Below are 17,301 nucleotides of genomic sequence, written 5' to 3'. Positions count from 1 at the left end.
ACGCATGTGACCGCTGCGTCACCGCGACCGCGTGCGCGGACGAAGCTTCTGCACGCCTTAGAAAGGGTTGCAGGCTCACACGCAACGTTAACCGGAGCGCGACTAGCCTCCGCCGGACTTGGATCGGGGAACCTTGTCATGGCCGACACGCCGCATCAGCCTTCCCTTCCCATCGCCGACGGTGGCACGGCGCTGACCTCTGCGGCCGTCGACTTCGCCCGGGCACAGGGTGTCCAGGCCTCGGTTGCGCATTCCCTGGAGGAATCACGCCGCGCGACGGCGCGCGGCGCGAAAGGCGCAACCGCGCAGGACGTGACGCTACCGGACGGGACCACGTTCGATCTTCTGGCCGAGCTCGATACGCGCCAGCGCAGCCGTGCAGCGGTCGCGTCCGGCGAGACATCGCTGGAGGCGTCACGTCGCGCGGCCGAACCGGCGGTCGCGGACTACGCGCCCAAGCCGCTGTATCCGCCGAAGTTCGAGTCGGTGCTGAGCCAGGCATCCGCGCGTGCGCTCGCCCAGATCGCCAGCGCGCGGCCCGACGGCATGATCGGCGACTGCGATGCGATGCGACAGTTGGCCGTGGACCTCGATCGCGTCGCACCCACCAGCGTTTCGGTGCTCATCACCGGCGAGAGCGGCACCGGCAAGGAATTGGTCGCCCGTGCCGTGCATGATCGCAGCCGGCGTCGGGGCTCGTTCATCGCGGTGAACTGCGGCGCGATCGCGCCGGATCTGCTGGCCAGCCACCTGTTCGGCCACGAACGCGGCAGCTTCACCGGTGCGCAGCAGCGCCATGTCGGCTTTTTCGAACAGGCACATCGCGGCACGCTGTTCCTCGACGAAATCACCGAGATGCCGCCGGCGCTGCAGGTGTACCTGTTGCGGGTTCTCGAGACTGGCGAAGTCACGCGCGTAGGGGGCAGCGAAACGATTCCCGTCGACGTGCGCATCGTCGCGGCGACCAATCGCGAGCCGATCCAGAGCATCGAGCAGGGCAAGTTGCGCGAGGATCTCTACTACCGCCTCGCCGATTTCGTCATCGCGCTGCCGCCGCTGCGCGCGCGGGGCAGCGACGTCGTGCTGCTTGCGAACGTGTTCGTCGAACGTCTCAATGCCGAGCACGGCCAGGCGAAACAGCTCGCGCCCGACGCGGAGCGCATGCTCGTCCGCCATGGCTGGCCCGGCAACATCCGCGAGCTGCGCAGCGTCGTGCAACGCGCCTACCTTCTGAGCGACGGACCGCTCGTGCGCATTCCGGTGCTCGGCCGGCGTGCGATGCCGCTGCACCAGGACGACAGCAGCATCGTGTTCCACGTCGGCATGAGTTATGCGGACGTCGAACGGGAAATGCTGCTGAAGACGCTGGCGAAGGTCGACGGCGACAAGACCGAGGCGGCACGTGTTCTCGGCGTCAGCGTGCGCACCATCCACAACCAGCTCGCGCGACTCGCGACCGGCGAGGATGCTTCGCACGCCTGAGCGACCGCATCGGGCGGCGCGGCGCGGCGCATTCCATGGTCGCTGACGTCACGACGTCTGCAATGAGGCGAACGTAGGGGCGCGCCCACGGCGGCCGCGCGTCGGCGGCTCGAAGCGGGCGACGTCCGGGGCGCACTTGCCGATCCCGCGTGCGTCGAAGTGTCGAGCCCGCGCTGCAGTCACCTGCTCCACGCCGCGCCGCCGCTCTGAACATCGCCACGAAAAAGGCCCGCATGTGCGGGCCTCTTCCGTTACGCGGCATGCATCAGTGCGAAGACGGCGAACGCGGCGTGGTGCCTGCGTCCTTCTTGGCCGTGGAGGTCGCAGAGGTGGAGGCCGTCGAGCCCGCAGATCCGCTCGCCTGGCGTGACGTGCTGTCATCGCTCTCGGACGACGACGCACCGCTCAGCGACGAACTGCCGGACTGGCCCGACAGCGAGGATTGCGAGCTCGACTGCCCCGCGGACTGCAATCGTGCGTCCGTCTGCGAGGACACACGGATGCGGTTGTCGATGTCGCGCACGCCCGCGCAGGACTCCGCGATGTCCTCGATGCGATGTTTCATCCAGCGCTGGTCGACGTTGCCCTCGAGCACGATCTTTCCGCTCTCGCTGCGCACTTCGACGTCCGACACGTCGAGATCATGCGCATTCATCAGGCGCTCGTTGAGGTCGTCGATGATGCGCTCGTCCGAACGGACATAGTTCTTCGGGCCGCGCCCGCGCTGCGACGGCTGACCGTAGCCTGCGCCGCTCTGCGGGCCGTACGCGTACTGCGGTGAGCCCGAGCCGCGGTTGTATTGCGTTTCGCTGTCACCGGAGAACGTCGACTGGGAACGACTCGAATAGCCGCCGTCGCCATAGCCGCGGCTGCTGCCGAACTGCGACTGGCCCGGGCCGAACTGCGACTGCCCGAAGCCTTCGCCCCGCTGACCGTAGTGCTGCGGCGCGCTATAGCCCATCGACGCGCGACCGAACTGCGACGATCCGTAGCTCTGCGAACCCTGCCCGTACTGCTGCGAGCCGTAGCTATGCGCAGGCTGCTGCGGCGCACCGTAGCCCTGGCTGCTCTGGCCATAACGTTGTCCGCCGTACTCGTTCGGGGTGCGCCAGCTGTTGAAGCTGGTTTCGTGCTGCATGTACGGGCTGTTGTAGCCGCCATGCACGCCCGTCTGCGATGCACCATAGCCGCCGACGAGGTAGTCGCGATCGCGGTTGAAGTCACCGCCGCCATACGTGCTGCCCTGCGCGCCGTAGGTCGGCCCGTAGCGGGTCTGTGCGTTGAAATCACCGCCACTGTAGCTCTCACCAAAGTTGCGGCCGCTTGATGCTTCGTTGCCGTACGCGCCGTACTGCGGACGCGAATACTGCTCGCCGAACTCCTGCTGCGATCCGTAGCCCTGTCCGTACGACTGCGACGCGCCGTAACCCTGTCCGTACGACGCCGACGCGCCGTAACCCTGCTGGCCGTACTGCGACGGGCCCTGCCCGCGCGATCCGTACTGCCCGCCCTGTGAGCCCGCATAACCGCCCTGCGCATAGCTGCCCTGGCGGTACTGCTGCGAACCGTAGTCTTCGTTCGACGATCCGTAGGACTGGCCCTGACCGTACTGTTGCGCGCCCGGATAGCCGTAGCCGTGTCCGGTCGACTGCTGGCCGTAGTCCGAAGTGCCGTAACTGCTCTGGCCGTACTGGTTGCCTCGGCCGTACAGCTCGCCCTGGTTCATCTGATTGGCGTAGGCCGGCTCCCACTGCCCGCTCTCGCGCCCCGCACCCTGGCGTGCGGCCTGCGCGTTTTCGGACTGGTAGTTCGAGCTGCGCTGTTCACCGTAGCGACCGCTCGATTGCTGACCCTGTTCGTTGTTCTGCATGTGCTGTTTCCTCTCATTGATCCAGTTACGACCTGCGTTGACGGCATCCGCTCCGAGTCGCATGAAATCGTTCGCGACATCTCGAAGCTGGCGCCCCACTGGTTGATCACGCACTGCGCTGTCCTCCGTTCTCGGACTCTTTTTGCTTTGAAGTACGCCGCCTGACAGCGACACGCGGAGACGCGCAAGGTCCATGCCAATCGTTCGGACGTCGTACGCGCGGTGTTTAACGCCGCCTTGCTGCGCATGTTTCGAAGACGCGAAAGTTTTTCGCGCCACGAGAGTGCGCTCGAACGCGTGGATCACGTGTGTTTGACACCGCCCTGTCGCGACGCCTGCGACATTGAACGCGGGGCCATGCGGCCTCTTCCTCACGAGCGAGAAACAAACATGAAGAAGCTTTTAGCGACCGCAGCATTGGCCCTTGTGCTGACTGCTTGCCATAAGGATGAGCAGACCGAGCAGTCGACGATGCCTGCGGCGTCCGATACGGCGACCACGCCGCCCGCCGACTCCACCACACCGCCGCCGGCCGATACCACGACTCCGCCTTCGGATACGGGCGGCCTCATGCCGCCAACGGACACGACCGGCACGACTCCGCCGACCGATACCACTGGCACCGGGACCGGAACGGGCACGGGAACGGGGACCGGCACGACGAACACCGGCTCCGACTCGACGCAGAACAACGGCAGCACCACGCCGCCGACGCCCTGACGCATCGTGCGCGAACAGAAACGGCGGCTCCTGCCGCCGTTTCTTTTGCTCGGTTAGCGACGAGGGATATCGCCGGTCGACGCGAAACGCCAACGGCGGTACTCGCGGGTTCTACACGGGCAACGGCTTGGCGCGCGCGATGATCTCGGCCGCCTCGTCCGGCATGGTCCGCTTAGCCGCATCTGCGAGCGTGTAGCGCGACGGGCTCTTCGCGCGCGCGAGTTCCGCCCATGTCACCGGCACCGCGACGGGCGCACCGGGCCGCGCACGCAGTGACCAGCTCGCTACGCTCGTCGCGCCACGGCCGTTGCGCAGCCAGTCGATGAAGATGCGGCCCTTGCGCTTTGCCTTGCTCATGGTCGCGATGTAGCGATCCGGCGATTGACGCTCCATCGCATCCGCGAACGCTTCGCAGAAGCGACGCACGGCTTCCCACTCGGCATCGGGCTGCAGGGGCGCCACCACATGCACGCCCTTCCCTCCCGACAGCTTGGGAAACGATTCGATGCCGACGTCGAGCAGGCGGTCACGCACCTCTCTCGCGGCCGCGCGGATCTGAGGCCATTCGATGGAAGGGTCCGGATCAAGGTCGAACACCATGCGATCGGGCTTCTCGATCGCATCGATGCGCGAGCCCCAGGGATGCAGCTCCAGCGCATTCATCTGCACCAGCGACATCAGCCCGGCCACGCTGTCGACGTAGAAGTACTCGGCTTCGTCGCCATCGTTCTCCACCAGCGTGTACGACTTCACGGCGTCGCTGAAGCCGTGCTTCACGTGCTTCTGGAAGAAGTGTTGGCCCTTGATGCCATCCGGGCAGCGCACGATCGAGAGGAGTCGCCCGCCGATCTCGTCGAGCAGCTGCGGTGCGGCCTTCAGGTAGTAGTTCCAGACGTCCTGCTTGGTGTAACTGGCATCGGGGTAGACCACGCGATCAGCGCTGCTCAGGGTCGGCAGGTCGGACGTATCGAGATCGATCTGCAGCGATGTCCGACGCGTCGACTTCTTCGCGGCTGTCGTCTTCTTCGCCGTGTTTCGGGCGGACGATTTCGTAGTGGAGGCCGTCCGCGTCGCCGTCTTCGCTGCCGCCAGCGCCGCGCCCGCGGTCTTCGTCGCGCCCGCGCGCTTGGAACGGACGGGCGATTTCGACGTACCCGTCGACATGTGTACGGTCTCCGGTTGTGCCAACGCCTCCGGCGTCGCCGGCTTGTCATCGCGCAAGCGGTGGAACGACGCCTGGCGCACCAGCCCCTCGCCGCCCCAGCCGCGGAAGAACACTTCGACCACTGTCTTCGGCTTCACCCAGTGGATGCGTCCCTTGGGCAACGGCACGTGTTTCGGAATCTCGACGACGGGTTCGGCGACTTCCAGCGCGCGCAGGCGCTTGGTGAGATCCAGTAGCACGTCGCTGTTCATGCCCGAGCCGACACGACCGGCGTACACGAGCGTGCGGTCCCGATACTGCCCCAGCATCAGCGCACCGAGGCCCTTGCGCGAGCCCTGCGGCGGCGTGTAGCCGACCACCACGAACTCGCGCGTCTCGACGGTCTTCACCTTGAGCCAGTCGCTGGAACGCCCGTCGAAATACCGGGAGTTGACGCGTTTGCTGATGATGCCTTCCATGCCGCGACCGCGCGCCGCGTCGAAGATCTCCGGGCCGTTGCCGACGATGTGCGAGCTGTAGAAGAGGTGCGGGTCGGCACCCGTGAGCAGTTGCTCGAGCAGCGCCTTGCGTTCGACCAGCGGCACGCCGCGCAGATCGTGGCCGTCGACCGCGAGAAGATCGAAGATCACATAGCGCATGGCACGCGGATCCTTGTCGGACAGCGCCTTCTGCAATGCGTTGAAGTCGCTGTAGCCCGACGTGTCGACTGCGATCAGCTCGCCATCGAATACCGCCGTCGTGCCGAAGTCCTTGAGCATCTTCAAAAGCTCGGGCGCGCGCGTGTTCCACGGAATGCCATTGCGCGACCACAGCATCGGCGACCGGCCGCTCTGCCCGATCAGGCGGTAGCCGTCCCACTTCCATTCGTGCAACCAGTCGTCGCCACCGGGTGCGTTGTCGGACGACACTGTCAGCATCGGCTCGACGAACTCGCCCAGCGGGAACTTGGCGCCGCCGGCCAGGCGCGCAGCGGTCCGCTTGATGGCGCGCAGGTCGGCGGTCGCCTTGGTTGTCGCGCGGGCCGTCGCCGTCTTGCGCACGGGTTTGACCGTCTTCGTGCTCGCTCGGCGCGTCGAAGCGGTGCGGGTCTTGGACATGGCACGTTCCGTATCGAAGCCCTTTCGGGCGCGAATCTCGAGACCGCTACGCGTCGACGCACCCGGTGCGTCCGCTGGCGGCGGCGGCAATGCACCGATGAGGTCGTCCGCTTCGAGGTCCGCCGCGTACTCGTCGCTGCGTTTGAGCAGCATCCACTGCGCGCGTTTGCCGCTCTGACGCGTGCGGATCAGCGACCACCGCCCCTTCAGGCGCTCGCCCTCCAGTTCGAAGTCGATGCGCCCCTTGCGCAAGGCGGCGTGCAGGTCGCCGTCGGGTGTCCACGTGCCGTGGTCGAAAATCGCCATGTGGCCGGCGCCGTATTCGCCTTCGGGAATCAGCCCCTCGAAGTGCGAATAGGTCATCGGGTGATCTTCGGTTTCGACGGCCAGGCGCTTCTCGCCGGGCCGGAACGACGGACCGCGCGGTACCGCCCAGCTGCGCAGAACGCCGTCGATTTCCAGACGGAAGTCGTAGTGCCGCGCCCGCGCATGGTGCAGCTGCACGACGAACGACAACGGCCCGCCGCTGCGCTTGCGCACCTCGCCCTTCGGCTCGGGCGTGCGCGAGAACGCGCGCTTGCGGTTGTATTCCTGCAGGCCCATGCGTCAGGCCCGCTTCTTGGCCGCGCGCTTCTTCGGCTTGGCCGCAGGGGTCTTGCGTGCGCGCGTGGCCTTCTTCGCCGCGGTCTTGGTCGCGCCGCCGCCCTTCTTTTCAAGACTCTTCTTGAGCAACGACATGAAGTCGACGACGTTGGTGGCGGTCTCGGCGTCCTCGTCCTCGCGTTCGTCCTCGACGTGCGCGGTCTTCTTCTGCTTGATGCGCTCCTTGATCACCTGCGACAGCCGCTCGCGGAACTCGTCCTTGTAGTCGTCCGCCTTGAACTCGTCGGTCATCGATTCCATCAGCATCTCCGCCATCTGCATTTCCTTCGGCGTGACATGCCAGGCGCGCGCGCTGCCGGACGGCAGGTCGTAATCCGCGGGATCCACGAGTTCCTGCGGGAAGCGCATCAGCATGAGCATCAGCGCATCGTCCTGCGGCGTGAGCATGCAGAGGTATTCGCGGGTGCGGATGACGACGCGACCGATGCCGACACGGCCGTTCTTCTTCAGCACCTCGCGCAGCAGCACGTAGCCCTTCTCGGCTTTCTTGCCCGGCACGAGGATGTAGGGCTTCTCGATGTAGGGCAGCGAGATCGACGCGGCATCGACGAACGATTCGATCGCGATCGTCTCGTGGTTCTCCGTCGCCGCGCGCTCGATGTCCTCCGGCTTCAGGACGACGTAGTTGTCCTTGGAGAACTCATACGCCTTGACGATCTCCTTCCACGGCACTTCCTCGCCGGTCTCGGCGTTGACGCGTTCGTAGCGGATCGGCGCGTTGTTGCGCGAGTCCAGCATGCGGAAGTGGATGTCCGTGCGGCGCTCGCCGGACATCAACTGGATGGGGATATTCAGCAGTCCGAACGAGATCGAGCCGGACCAGATGGGTCGCGCCATGGGACGTCTCCAGCGGTTTCCCAAAACGTCGCGCAGGCGGCGTCCGCACCGGGTGAAGCGGCCGCGCGATAATCGGCGTCACGGTAAATCCGAGGAAAACGCGATGTCCGACCGGCCGGTCCTGTTCCACAACAAGTCCACGTGCTCGAAATGCGCCGGTGCGCTGGAGATGCTGAAGTTCAATGGCATCGAGCCGGACGTGGTCGACATCAAGCAGCAGCCGCTCGACGAGGCACGACTGCGCGAGATCGTGCGGATGACGGGCGGTCCGGTGCGCGCCCTGGTCCGCAGCGGCGAAGCGGCCTACGCAGCGGCCGGTCTCGACGAATCCAGCAGCGATGACGCGCTCATCGCGGCGATGGCGACGCACCCGGAACTCGTCGAGCGGCCGATCGTCGTGCACAACGGCCGTGCGGTCGTCGGCCGCCCGCCCGAGCGTGTGCTCGAGCTGTTCGACCTCGGTTGAGGCTCAGAGGCTCTTGCTGACCCGCAGGGCGGCGATGCGCGGCGGCGGCGAGAACGAGTCGCTGCGCGCGTCGGCCCAGTACTGCTGGAAGACCGCATGCGGGGGCACGCTGTCGAGCAGCGCACCGGGCGCGATGAAGTTGTAGATCGCCGCGAGCGAGCGCACTTCGGTCGGCGAAACGCGCCGCAGGATGTGCTCGGGCCCGAGCTCGCCCGGATGGCGCAGGCCGCACGCGCAGATCAGGTCGCGCAGCGCCTTCAGGGTGTTCTCGTGGAAATGGAAGACGCGCGTGGATTTGTCGGGTACGTCCAGGCTCTTCCAGCGCTTCGGGTCCTGCGTGGCGACGCCGCTCGGGCAGCGATCGGTATGGCAGCTCTGCGCCTGGATGCAGCCCAGCGCGAACATGTAGCCGCGCGCGGCGTTGCACCAGTCCGCACCCATGGCCATGGTCTTGGCGATGTCGAAGCCACTGATCACGCGACCGGCCGCACCGATGCGGATACGGTCGCGCAGTCCTAGGCCGACCAGCGTGTTGTGCACCAGCATCAGCGCTTCGTGCATGGGCACGCCGACGTGGTCGATGAACTCCGCGGGCGCGGCGCCGGTGCCGCCCTCCGCGCCGTCGACGACGATGAAATCCGGCAACAGGCCGGTCTCGTGCATGGCCTTGGCGATGCCGAACCATTCCCAGGGATGGCCGATCGCGAGCTTGAAGCCTGACGGCTTGCCGCCGGACAGCGTGCGCAGCTTGTCGACGAATTCGAGCAGGCCCTTCGGCGTGTCGAACGTCGAGTGACGCGCCGGCGATACGCAGTCGACGCCCACCGGGACGCCGCGCGTCGCCGCGATTTCCGGCGTCACCTTCGCGCCCGGCAGCACGCCGCCGTGGCCCGGCTTGGCGCCCTGCGACAGCTTGACCTCGATCATCTTCACCTGGGGGTCGGCGGCCGCCACGGCGAACTTCTCCTCGCTGAAGCTGCCGTCGTCGTTGCGACAACCGAAGTAGCCGGAGGCGACCTCCCACACCAGGTCGCCGCCGTACTCGCGGTGGTACGGGGAGATCGAACCCTCGCCGGTGTCGTGATAGAAGTTGCCCGCCTTCGCACCCTTGTTGAGCGCGCGGATGGCGTTCGCGGACAGCGAGCCGAAACTCATCGCCGAGATGTTGAACACGCTCGCCGAGTACGGCTTCGCACAGTGTTCGCCGATGGTGACGCGGAAATCGTGCGTCATGTATTCCGATGGCGCCAGCGAATGATTGATCCACTCGTAGTTGGTGCCGTAGATGTCCTGCAGCGTGCCGAACGGCCGGGTGTCGAGCACCGACTTCGAACGCTGGTAGGCCAGCGCGCGTTCCTGGCGCGAGAACGGCACCTCGGCGGTATCGGCCTCTATGAAGTACTGCCGCATTTCGGGTCCGATTGCTTCGAGCCCGTAGCGGAAGTGCGCGAGCAGCGGATAGTTGCGACGCAAGGTGCTGCGCGTCTGCAGGATGTCGACGGTACCGAGCACGGCGAACGGCAGCAGCACCGCGAAGACGATCGCGCCTTCGTGCATCACGACGAACCACCCCAACGCGAACAGTGTCGCGATTACGACGGCGATGTAGAGCGCGTAGCGCATGCGGCCTCCTTGTCCAACCGAGCATACCGGCCCGTCGCGACCGCCGCGCTCACGAGCGGCGCACGGACGCGTACCACGTGGCGTAAGGCGTGTTGTCGGCGAGGCGGCGGTTGAGGTCCGGACTGCCATCGTCCCACCACACCGGCCCGCGTTCCCCGAGCGCGAGCTTGGCGGCGTGCGCGCGCTGGCGGGCCCGCTTCTCCGCCGCGCCGTTGCCGTCCTCGAGTGCGCGCCGGATTTCGCGGCGCGCGCGCATGAGCGCGCGGGTCAGCTGCTCGCGCTCGTCGTCGGATAGTGTGGGGTCGGCGCGGCGCCACAAGCGGCCACGGACAACGATGTAGCGGCCGTCGGGCGTGACCGGGGGCGTCGAAGCAGGCTGCAGCATGACGAGTGCACGCCATTCACCGTGCACACGCCGCCGTAGCAGACCACTTCGTCCGCATACGACTTGATCGAATACATGCGCGTGCCGAACCGCTTGCCGTACAGCCCGTTGAGCAGCGGACTGTTCACCGACATTCCGTAGTAGCCGCAGGTCGACGTCACGACGTTGTACGGATACGTGCCACACGACCACAGCCCACGGAATGCGCCGGCGATGCCGACGAACGAATCGACCCGCGAGGCCAACCCGTTTCGATAGATCTCGCGCGCAGCCAGCGTCGCACCCATCGAATGGCCGATCACGTCGATCTTGCCGGTGCAGGATGCGGCCACAGCGTCGACCAGTGCGTTCACGACCGGCGTTTCCTCGCTGCCCTCGTGGTCATTGCAGGCGGCGCAGGTCTTGCTGCCCCAGTTCGGACGGAAGATCTGTGACGCCGCGTAGCCGCGCGCGATCAGTTCGTTGTACGTCGCGCTGAAGTCCGAGGGCGAGCCCGTATTGCCGTGCACGAGGACGACCAAATCACGACACGCGGCCTGCGCGCCCGCAGCGAAGAGAAGGGAGGACGCAACGACGAGGATCCTGCCGGTCTACTGCATGTCGACTCCTTCGGGAGGCGCCGGCACCGCGCCGGCATCGGACTCCGCGACGGACAGTACGTGCCCTTTCGGGCGTCGCCTGTTGTACGAAAGGGCATAACGCGCTGCGGCATGACGGACGGCGATGACGTGGACGCTGCGGGCGGGTAGCGTCGAGCGATCGAGGTCCCCACCTCGGAATTTCCCGCGCAGGGAGGTCGAACATGGCGCGTTCGGTCGCAGGCGAAACCACACCGCACAAGGCGGCAGCCATCTTCCAGAGCGTGGACACCGCACGTGCAGCCGCTGCCGCCGTGCGCTCGACACTCGGCATGCCCGACCAGCACGTCCGCACGCTGGACGCCACGACGCCGCATCCCGGGCGCGCCGCCGAACCTGAATCCGCCGGCATCTTCCAGACCATGCTGCGCGCGCACGCCGCGCTCGGCGTCGCGGGTTTCGTCGCCGGACTGTTGCTCTACTGGGTGCTGCGTCGTATGGGCATCGGCTTCATCGTCGACGCGCCGCTCGCTGCCGCGGGCGCGATCGTCTTCTTCTGCACGATTGGCGGCCTGCTCCTCGGTGGCCTGGTGACGCTGCGTCCGGACCACGATCCCTACGTCATGAAGATTCTCGACGCCTGCCGCGAAGGTCGCGCGGCCGTCGTCGTGCACGGACGAACCGCGGACGAGCGCGATGCCGCCGTCGAATTCCTGCGCTCCGCCGGCGGCGACGTCATCCAGACCTTGTAGGCCCGCGACGTTCGGACATCGACCCGCGGCACGCACTTCCGGCCCGGTGACCTGCCGCACTTGATCCGGATCAAGTTCCACGTGAAGGCGATCAAGACAATGGCCTCCATGAACCGAGCTCATCCTCCCAGGAAGATCCGTCCATGACCGATCTCGATGCGTTGGCACCCTCCGCCGGGACGCCCAAACCCACGGTCCGCGCCGCCGCCGCGGCACCGACGTACAACGACCGCGTCGTCCTCCAGTTCTCGCTGGCGACGGTGCTGTGGGGCATCGTCGGCATGGCGGTGGGCGCGCTGATCGCCGCCCAGCTCTACTGGCCCGACCTCACCCACGGCATTCCGTGGCTGAGCTACGGACGCATCCGGCCCATGCACACCAACGCGGTGATCTTCGCGTTCGGCGGATGCGCGCTCATGGGCACCAGCCTGCACGTGGTGCAACGCACCTGCGGCGTGCGACTCATCTCCGACAAGCTAGCGTCGTTCGTGTTCTGGGGATGGCAGGCGATCATCGTCGCCGCCGCGGTGACGCTGCCGATGGGACTGACGCAGGGCAAGGAATACGCCGAACTCGAATGGCCGATCGACTGGGCGATCGCGGTGGTGTGGATTGCCTACGCAGTGCTGTTCTTCGGCACGATCATGAAGCGCAAGATCCCGCACATCTACGTCGCGAACTGGTTCTACGGCAGCTTCATCATCACCATCGCGCTGCTGCACATCGTCAACAACGTCGCGGTCCCGGCCGGCGCATTCAAGTCGTACAGCGTGTACAGCGGCGCCGTCGACGCGATGGTGCAGTGGTGGTACGGCCACAACGCCGTGGGTTTCTTCCTGACCGCCGGCTTCCTCGGAATGATGTACTACTTCGTTCCTAAGCAGGCGCAGCGCCCGATCTATTCGTATCGCCTGTCGATCGTGCACTTCTGGGCGCTGATCGCGGTCTACATGTGGGCGGGACCGCACCACCTGCAGTACACGGCGCTGCCGGACTGGGCGCAGAGCCTCGGCATGGTGTTCTCGCTGATCCTGCTCGCACCGTCGTGGGGCGGCGCCATCAACGGCATCATGACGCTGTCGGGCGTGTGGCATAAGTTGCGCACCGATCCGATCCTCAAGTTCCTCATCGTTTCGCTCAGCTTCTACATGATGAGCACGTTCGAGGGGCCGATGATGTCGATCAAGACGGTCAACTCGCTCTCGCACTACACCGACTGGACGATCGGCCACGTCCACGCCGGCGCGCTCGGCTGGGTGGCGATGATCAGCGTCGGCGCCATCTACGCGCTCATGCCGAAACTGGTGGGCGCGGAGCGCATGCATTCGACCAAGGCGGTCGACGTGCACTTCTGGCTGCATACGATCGGGGTGGTGTTCTACATCGTCGCGATGTGGATCGCCGGTGTCATGCAGGGCCTGATGTGGCGCGCCACCAACCCGGACGGCACGCTCACCTACAGCTTCGTCGAAGCGCTCAACGCCACCTATCCGTACTACCTGATCCGCCTCGGCGGCGGCCTGCTCGTGCTGAGCGGCATGTTCCTGATGGCGTGGAACGTACTGAAGACGATGAGCGACGGCCGCGTGGCGGCCACGATGCCGGCGCTGCAGCCGGCCCGCGCCTGAGGACGCGACGATGGCCAACCACGCACACGAGAAAGTCGAAAAGAACGTCGGCCTGATGGCCGTACTCATCGCGGTCGCCGTCTCTTTCGGCGGCCTCGCGGAAATCGTCCCGCTGATGCACCAGGCGGAGGCGATCAAACCGCTGCCCGGGGTCAAACCCTATCCCGCGCTGGAGCTGGCCGGGCGCGACGTCTACATCCGCGAAGGTTGCTACAACTGCCATTCGCAGATGGTGCGCACACTGCGTTTCGAAACCGAGCGCTACGGCCACTATTCGCTCGCCGGCGAATCGGTCTACGACCATCCGTTCCAGTGGGGTTCGAAGCGCACCGGCCCGGACCTGGCGCGCGTCGGCGGCCGCTATTCGGATGAATGGCATCGCGTGCACCTCGAGAATCCGCGGGACGTCGTTCCCGAGTCGAACATGCCGGCCTTTCCGTGGCTGAACGAGAACATCGTCGACGGCGCGACCATCACGTCGCACATGAAGGCGCTGCGCGCGATCGGCGATCCGTATACCGACGCCGACATAGCCGGTGCCGCGAAGGCCGTTGACGGCAGGACCGAGATGGACGCGGTGGTCGCGTATCTGCAGGACCTCGGCAAGCACGCACCTAGGGGAGGCTGAACAATGGTCGCAGGCATCGTGACTGCAACCCTGCTCGTGCTGTTCATCGCGGGCTGGATCTGGGCGTGGCGCCCCGCTCGCAAGGCGTCGTTCGACGCTGCGGCGCGCCTGCCGCTCAACGACGAGGAGACCGCGCCATGAGCATCGCCTGGTCGTGGTACGTCATCGCGATCGTCGCGCTCAATATCGCCGGCTGCGTCTGGCTGCTCTGGTGGACGTCGCGTCGTCGCCCCGGCGACCCCAAGCCCACCGACACCAGCCATGTCTGGGACGACGATCTCACCGAATACAACAAGCCGCTGCCGCGGTGGTGGATCAACCTCTTCTACCTGACGATCATCTTTTCGATCGCCTACATGGCGTGGTTCGGCGGACTCGGCGGTTACGCCGGCGCCGGTGGCTGGTCGTCCGCGAAGGAGCACGCGGCGCAGAAAGCCAGCGAGGACGCCAAGCTCAACGCGGCATTCGCGAAGTTCGAGGGCAAGCCCATCGACGTGATCGCACGCGATCCGCATGCCATCGCGATCGGGCATTCGATCTTCGCGAACACGTGCTCGGGTTGCCACGGTTCATCGGCGAAGGGGGCGATCGGCTATCCCAACCTCACCGACGACATCTGGCACTGGGGCGGCACGCCCGATCGCATCCTGCAGACCGTGCTCGACGGCCGAGAAGGCGTGATGCCCGAATGGGGCAAGGTGCTGACGGGCATGGGCGGGCCGAACGCCGTCGACTACGTCGCGAGCTACGTGCAGTCGCTGTCCGATCCCAAGGGCCTGGAGAACAACTTCATGGCCGCGCAGGGCAAGTCGCTGTACGAGGGCGTCTGCATCGCCTGCCACGGCCCCGACGGCAAGGGCAACAAGGACATGGGCGCGCCCGATCTCACCGACGACTACTGGCTCTACGGTGGTGACAAGGCGCAGATCGTCGCGACGATCACGAACGGTCGCCACGGCATCATGCCCGCGCACCGCGCACTGCTCGGCGAAACGCGCGCACGACTCGTTGCGGCCTACGTCTGGTCGCTGTCGCACGCGCCGCAGCAGGTCGCCGCGAAATGAGCGTGCCCGATCCGGTGGTGCCGCCGTTCGATCATCCGCTGCACCCGAAAGCCCAGCGGATCGGCGCCATCCTGTGGCCGAGCTTCTTCGCGGCGGGCGTCGCGACGATGGGCTTCTTCGCCTACGTCGATCCCCTCGCCCTGCGTGACATGACCTTCCCCGATCTGCCGATCACGCGTGAGCTCGGCTACAGCATCGGCTTCTTCGCGTTCTGGCTGGCGACCGCATCGTCCAGCCTGTTCACCTGGTACCTGCTGCGACCGGCGAGCCGTTTCAATCGCCCGTTGCCGCCCGATCCGCAATGAGCCGAACCATTCCTGTCGAAGTCGTCGACGAGCCGGCTGGGCTCTACGTCAGCGAGAAGAAGATCTACCCGCGCCAGGTCGACGGTCGTTTCGATCGCCTGCGTCGCCTGTCGGTGTTCTGGCTGCTGGGCATGTACTACGTGTTTCCGTGGCTGCGCTGGGACGGCCGCCAGGCGGTGCTGTTCGACCTGCCCGCGCGCAAGTTCTACGTGTTCGGCCTGACGTTCTGGCCGCAGGATTTTCTCTACCTCGCGCTGCTGCTCATCGTCGCCGCGCTGATGCTGTTCTTCGTCACCGCGCTGGCCGGGCGCCTGTGGTGCGGTTACGCCTGTCCGCAGACGGTGTGGACGGAAACCTTCCTGTGGATGGAGCGCTGGACGGAGGGCGACCGCGCCAAGCGCATGAAGCTGGACGCGGGCCCGTGGACGCGCGAGAAGATCCTGCGCAAGGGTTCGAAGCACGTGCTGTGGGCCGTGTTCGCGCTATGGACCGGCTTCACCTTCGTCGGTTTCTTCACCCCCATCACCGACCTTGCGCATCGCCTGGTGCCGTTCGCATGGGGCGGCTGGGAGACCTTCTGGGTGCTGTTCTACGCGGTAGCGACGTGGGGCAATGCCGGCTTCCTGCGCGAGCAGGTCTGCAAGTACATGTGCCCCTACGCGCGCTTCCAGAGCGCGATGTTCGACCGCAACACCCTGATCATCGCCTACGACCCGATGCGCGGTGAGCCGCGCGGCCCGCGCAAGCGCGGCCTGCCCAGCGTGCTCGAACGCGCGCGTGGCCTGCTCGACAAGGCACTCGCCTACGACTACGTCTTCCGCGCCGCGCTGCATCCGACCGCCGCCGCGGCCGCGACCGGCGCCGCCGGCACGATCACGTTCGGCGGTGCGGGTGTGGAAGCCGCACCGCTTCCGAAGTTCGCCACCGAGGAACTCGGCGACTGCATCGACTGCACGATGTGCGTGCAGGTCTGCCCCACCGGCATCGACATCCGCAACGGCCTGCAATACGAATGCATCGCCTGCGGTGCCTGCATCGACGCCTGCGACGGCGTGATGGACAAGATGGGCTATCCGCGCGGCCTGATCCGCTACAGCACGCAGAACGCGATCGACGGCCGCGCCACGCGTGTCGTGCGCACCCGCATCCTCATCTACGCAACGCTGCTCATCGGATTCACCGGCGCGTGGCTGTGGGGCGTCACCCATCGCGACGCACTCACGGTCGAGGCGATCCGCGACCGCAATGCGCTGTACCGCGTCGTCGACGGCGGCGTCGACAACGGCTACACCCTCAAGCTCGCGAACCGTACCGACCGCGCGCAGACCTACCGCATCCGACTCGACACGGCACCGGACGGTGCGCGCATCGACCGCATGGCGCCGATCACCGTGCCTGCGCAGAACGTCGCCTCGGTGGAAGTGATCGTGCACGCACCAACCGGCGTCACCGGTCGCCACCCGCTGCGCTTCGTCATCGACACCGCCGACGGGAAAGTGAAAGACACCGTCGACAGCAGCTTCTTCGGACCGATGTGATGGATGAGACCGAACGCTCCAACTGGTCCAATCCGGTGATGTGGCTGCTCATCGGGCTGCCGGTCGTATCCATGATTTTCGGCATCGGGTTGGTGGTCATCGCCAATCGTGATTCGGATGACGCGATCGTCGACACCGTGCAGCGTACGGGCCAGATGCAGACCGCCGACCTCACGCCCGACGCGGTGGCCGGCCAGCGCGCGCTGAGTGCGGTCGTGCGGATCGGCAAGGGCACGGTCGATGTCATCCCGGTAAAGGGCGATTTCAATCGACGCGCGTCACTCAAGCTCAGCCTGCTGCATCCCGCACATTCCGCCGACGACAAGGTGATGACGCTGATGCCCAGCGAAACCGGCTGGCATGCGCAGCACGACGTCGACCTCGGCAGCGAGTGGAACGTGCGGCTCGAAGCCATCGATGGTCATTGGCGCATCGCGGGCCGCCTGCCGAAAGGTCAGCGCGCCGCGTTGCTGCAGCCCGCACTGGGCGGCGGTGGCTGA

Annotated in this window: 17 protein-coding genes; 10 read left to right on the top strand and 7 right to left on the bottom strand. The window is 66.3% G+C overall.

The window, feature by feature from the left end; all coding sequences use genetic code 11:
- Positions 1-138: 138 nt before the first annotated feature.
- Complete coding sequence (locus DWG18_RS04715) at positions 139-1,482, top strand: sigma-54 dependent transcriptional regulator (RefSeq protein ID WP_162823702.1); 1,344 nt, start codon at positions 139-141, stop codon at positions 1,480-1,482.
- Positions 1,483-1,747: 265 nt separating this feature from the next.
- Here the strand turns inward: DWG18_RS04715 and DWG18_RS04710 are convergent, their stop codons facing one another.
- From DWG18_RS04710 to DWG18_RS04695, 4 genes are all read right to left on the bottom strand, one after another.
- A complete protein-coding gene (locus DWG18_RS04710; RefSeq protein ID WP_162823701.1) occupies positions 1,748-3,352 on the bottom strand; it encodes a BON domain-containing protein in 1,605 nt (534 codons plus the stop codon).
- Positions 3,353-3,723: 371 nt separating this feature from the next.
- The gene (locus DWG18_RS15220) at positions 3,724-4,077 is read right to left on the bottom strand and encodes a hypothetical protein (RefSeq protein ID WP_162823700.1); all 354 of its coding nucleotides are present in this window, start codon (positions 4,075-4,077) and stop codon (positions 3,724-3,726) included.
- A 106-nt stretch (positions 4,078-4,183) separates the two neighbouring features.
- Positions 4,184-6,937 (bottom strand): DNA ligase D, encoded by a 2,754-nt coding sequence (ligD, locus tag DWG18_RS04700; protein WP_115645868.1) that lies wholly within the window; start codon positions 6,935-6,937, stop codon positions 4,184-4,186.
- A gap of 3 nt (positions 6,938-6,940) precedes the next feature.
- Entirely contained in the window at positions 6,941-7,834 is an 894-nt protein-coding gene (locus tag DWG18_RS04695; protein WP_115645866.1) for a Ku protein, read from the bottom strand.
- A gap of 103 nt (positions 7,835-7,937) precedes the next feature.
- Here DWG18_RS04695 and DWG18_RS04690 point away from each other — a divergent pair, with 103 nt between their 5' ends.
- Positions 7,938-8,300, top strand: coding sequence for an arsenate reductase family protein (locus DWG18_RS04690; RefSeq protein WP_115645864.1), 363 nt, complete (start codon positions 7,938-7,940; stop codon positions 8,298-8,300).
- A 3-nt stretch (positions 8,301-8,303) separates the two neighbouring features.
- Here the strand turns inward: DWG18_RS04690 and DWG18_RS04685 are convergent, their stop codons facing one another.
- From DWG18_RS04685 to DWG18_RS04675, 3 genes are read right to left on the bottom strand one after another with little or no spacing between them, the layout of a single operon-like run.
- On the bottom strand, positions 8,304-9,923 hold the full coding sequence (locus tag DWG18_RS04685; protein WP_115645862.1) for an FMN-binding glutamate synthase family protein: 1,620 nt from the start codon (positions 9,921-9,923) through the stop codon (positions 8,304-8,306).
- Between the two features lie 49 nt (positions 9,924-9,972).
- Positions 9,973-10,305 carry a hypothetical protein gene (locus DWG18_RS04680; RefSeq protein WP_205289427.1) on the bottom strand — a complete coding sequence of 111 codons (333 nt, stop codon included), beginning with the start codon at positions 10,303-10,305 and terminating at the stop codon, positions 9,973-9,975.
- Positions 10,191-10,817 carry an alpha/beta fold hydrolase gene (locus DWG18_RS04675; RefSeq protein WP_240318602.1) on the bottom strand — a complete coding sequence of 209 codons (627 nt, stop codon included), beginning with the start codon at positions 10,815-10,817 and terminating at the stop codon, positions 10,191-10,193. The genes DWG18_RS04680 and DWG18_RS04675 overlap by 115 nt, the downstream gene beginning before the upstream one ends.
- 293 nt (positions 10,818-11,110) lie before the next feature.
- On the opposite strand from DWG18_RS04675, the gene DWG18_RS04670 reads away from it, so the two are divergent.
- From DWG18_RS04670 to DWG18_RS04635, 8 genes are all read left to right on the top strand, one after another.
- Positions 11,111-11,638, top strand: coding sequence for a hypothetical protein (locus DWG18_RS04670; protein ID WP_115645856.1), 528 nt, complete (start codon positions 11,111-11,113; stop codon positions 11,636-11,638).
- Positions 11,639-11,781: 143 nt separating this feature from the next.
- Positions 11,782-13,266: a cytochrome-c oxidase, cbb3-type subunit I gene (gene ccoN / locus DWG18_RS04665; RefSeq protein WP_115645854.1), complete on the top strand. Its 1,485-nt coding sequence runs from the start codon at positions 11,782-11,784 to the stop codon at positions 13,264-13,266.
- Between the two features lie 10 nt (positions 13,267-13,276).
- On the top strand, positions 13,277-13,894 hold the full coding sequence (gene ccoO / locus DWG18_RS04660; RefSeq protein WP_115645852.1) for a cytochrome-c oxidase, cbb3-type subunit II: 618 nt from the start codon (positions 13,277-13,279) through the stop codon (positions 13,892-13,894).
- A gap of 3 nt (positions 13,895-13,897) precedes the next feature.
- Entirely contained in the window at positions 13,898-14,035 is a 138-nt protein-coding gene (locus DWG18_RS04655) for a cbb3-type cytochrome c oxidase subunit 3 (protein ID WP_115645850.1), read from the top strand.
- The gene (gene ccoP, locus DWG18_RS04650; RefSeq protein WP_115645848.1) at positions 14,032-14,958 is read left to right on the top strand and encodes a cytochrome-c oxidase, cbb3-type subunit III; all 927 of its coding nucleotides are present in this window, start codon (positions 14,032-14,034) and stop codon (positions 14,956-14,958) included. Before DWG18_RS04655 ends, ccoP begins: the two co-directional genes overlap by 4 nt.
- Positions 14,955-15,263, top strand: coding sequence for a hypothetical protein (locus DWG18_RS04645; RefSeq protein ID WP_115645846.1), 309 nt, complete (start codon positions 14,955-14,957; stop codon positions 15,261-15,263). Before ccoP ends, DWG18_RS04645 begins: the two co-directional genes overlap by 4 nt.
- Positions 15,260-16,801: a 4Fe-4S dicluster domain-containing protein gene (locus tag DWG18_RS04640; protein WP_115645844.1), complete on the top strand. Its 1,542-nt coding sequence runs from the start codon at positions 15,260-15,262 to the stop codon at positions 16,799-16,801. Before DWG18_RS04645 ends, DWG18_RS04640 begins: the two co-directional genes overlap by 4 nt.
- Positions 16,801-17,301, top strand: coding sequence for a FixH family protein (locus DWG18_RS04635; protein ID WP_115645842.1), 501 nt, complete (start codon positions 16,801-16,803; stop codon positions 17,299-17,301). The genes DWG18_RS04640 and DWG18_RS04635 overlap by 1 nt, the downstream gene beginning before the upstream one ends.

This window comes from Lysobacter sp. TY2-98, from assembly GCF_003367355.1.
Taxonomy (GTDB): domain Bacteria; phylum Pseudomonadota; class Gammaproteobacteria; order Xanthomonadales; family Xanthomonadaceae; genus Cognatilysobacter.
Note: the sequence above shows the minus strand (reverse complement) of the source record. Positions and strands in the feature narration are given on the sequence as shown.

Excerpts from the sequence above, each read along its gene's own strand:
- DWG18_RS04670 (WP_115645856.1), top strand. The coding sequence starts at position 11,111 with ATGGCGCGTTCGGTCGCAGGCGAAACCACACCGCACAAGGCGGCAGCC.
- ccoO (WP_115645852.1), top strand. The coding sequence starts at position 13,277 with ATGGCCAACCACGCACACGAGAAAGTCGAAAAGAACGTCGGCCTGATG.
- DWG18_RS15220 (WP_162823700.1), bottom strand. The coding sequence starts at position 4,077 with ATGCGTCAGGGCGTCGGCGGCGTGGTGCTGCCGTTGTTCTGCGTCGAG.
- DWG18_RS04645 (WP_115645846.1), top strand. The coding sequence starts at position 14,955 with ATGAGCGTGCCCGATCCGGTGGTGCCGCCGTTCGATCATCCGCTGCAC.
- DWG18_RS04655 (WP_115645850.1), top strand. The coding sequence starts at position 13,898 with ATGGTCGCAGGCATCGTGACTGCAACCCTGCTCGTGCTGTTCATCGCG.
- DWG18_RS04690 (WP_115645864.1), top strand. The coding sequence starts at position 7,938 with ATGTCCGACCGGCCGGTCCTGTTCCACAACAAGTCCACGTGCTCGAAA.
- ccoN (WP_115645854.1), top strand. The coding sequence starts at position 11,782 with ATGACCGATCTCGATGCGTTGGCACCCTCCGCCGGGACGCCCAAACCC.
- DWG18_RS04685 (WP_115645862.1), bottom strand. The coding sequence starts at position 9,923 with ATGCGCTACGCGCTCTACATCGCCGTCGTAATCGCGACACTGTTCGCG.
- DWG18_RS04710 (WP_162823701.1), bottom strand. The coding sequence starts at position 3,352 with ATGCAGAACAACGAACAGGGTCAGCAATCGAGCGGTCGCTACGGTGAA.
- DWG18_RS04635 (WP_115645842.1), top strand. The coding sequence starts at position 16,801 with ATGGATGAGACCGAACGCTCCAACTGGTCCAATCCGGTGATGTGGCTG.
- ccoP (WP_115645848.1), top strand. The coding sequence starts at position 14,032 with ATGAGCATCGCCTGGTCGTGGTACGTCATCGCGATCGTCGCGCTCAAT.
- DWG18_RS04695 (WP_115645866.1), bottom strand. The coding sequence starts at position 7,834 with ATGGCGCGACCCATCTGGTCCGGCTCGATCTCGTTCGGACTGCTGAAT.
- DWG18_RS04715 (WP_162823702.1), top strand. The coding sequence starts at position 139 with ATGGCCGACACGCCGCATCAGCCTTCCCTTCCCATCGCCGACGGTGGC.
- ligD (WP_115645868.1), bottom strand. The coding sequence starts at position 6,937 with ATGGGCCTGCAGGAATACAACCGCAAGCGCGCGTTCTCGCGCACGCCC.
- DWG18_RS04640 (WP_115645844.1), top strand. The coding sequence starts at position 15,260 with ATGAGCCGAACCATTCCTGTCGAAGTCGTCGACGAGCCGGCTGGGCTC.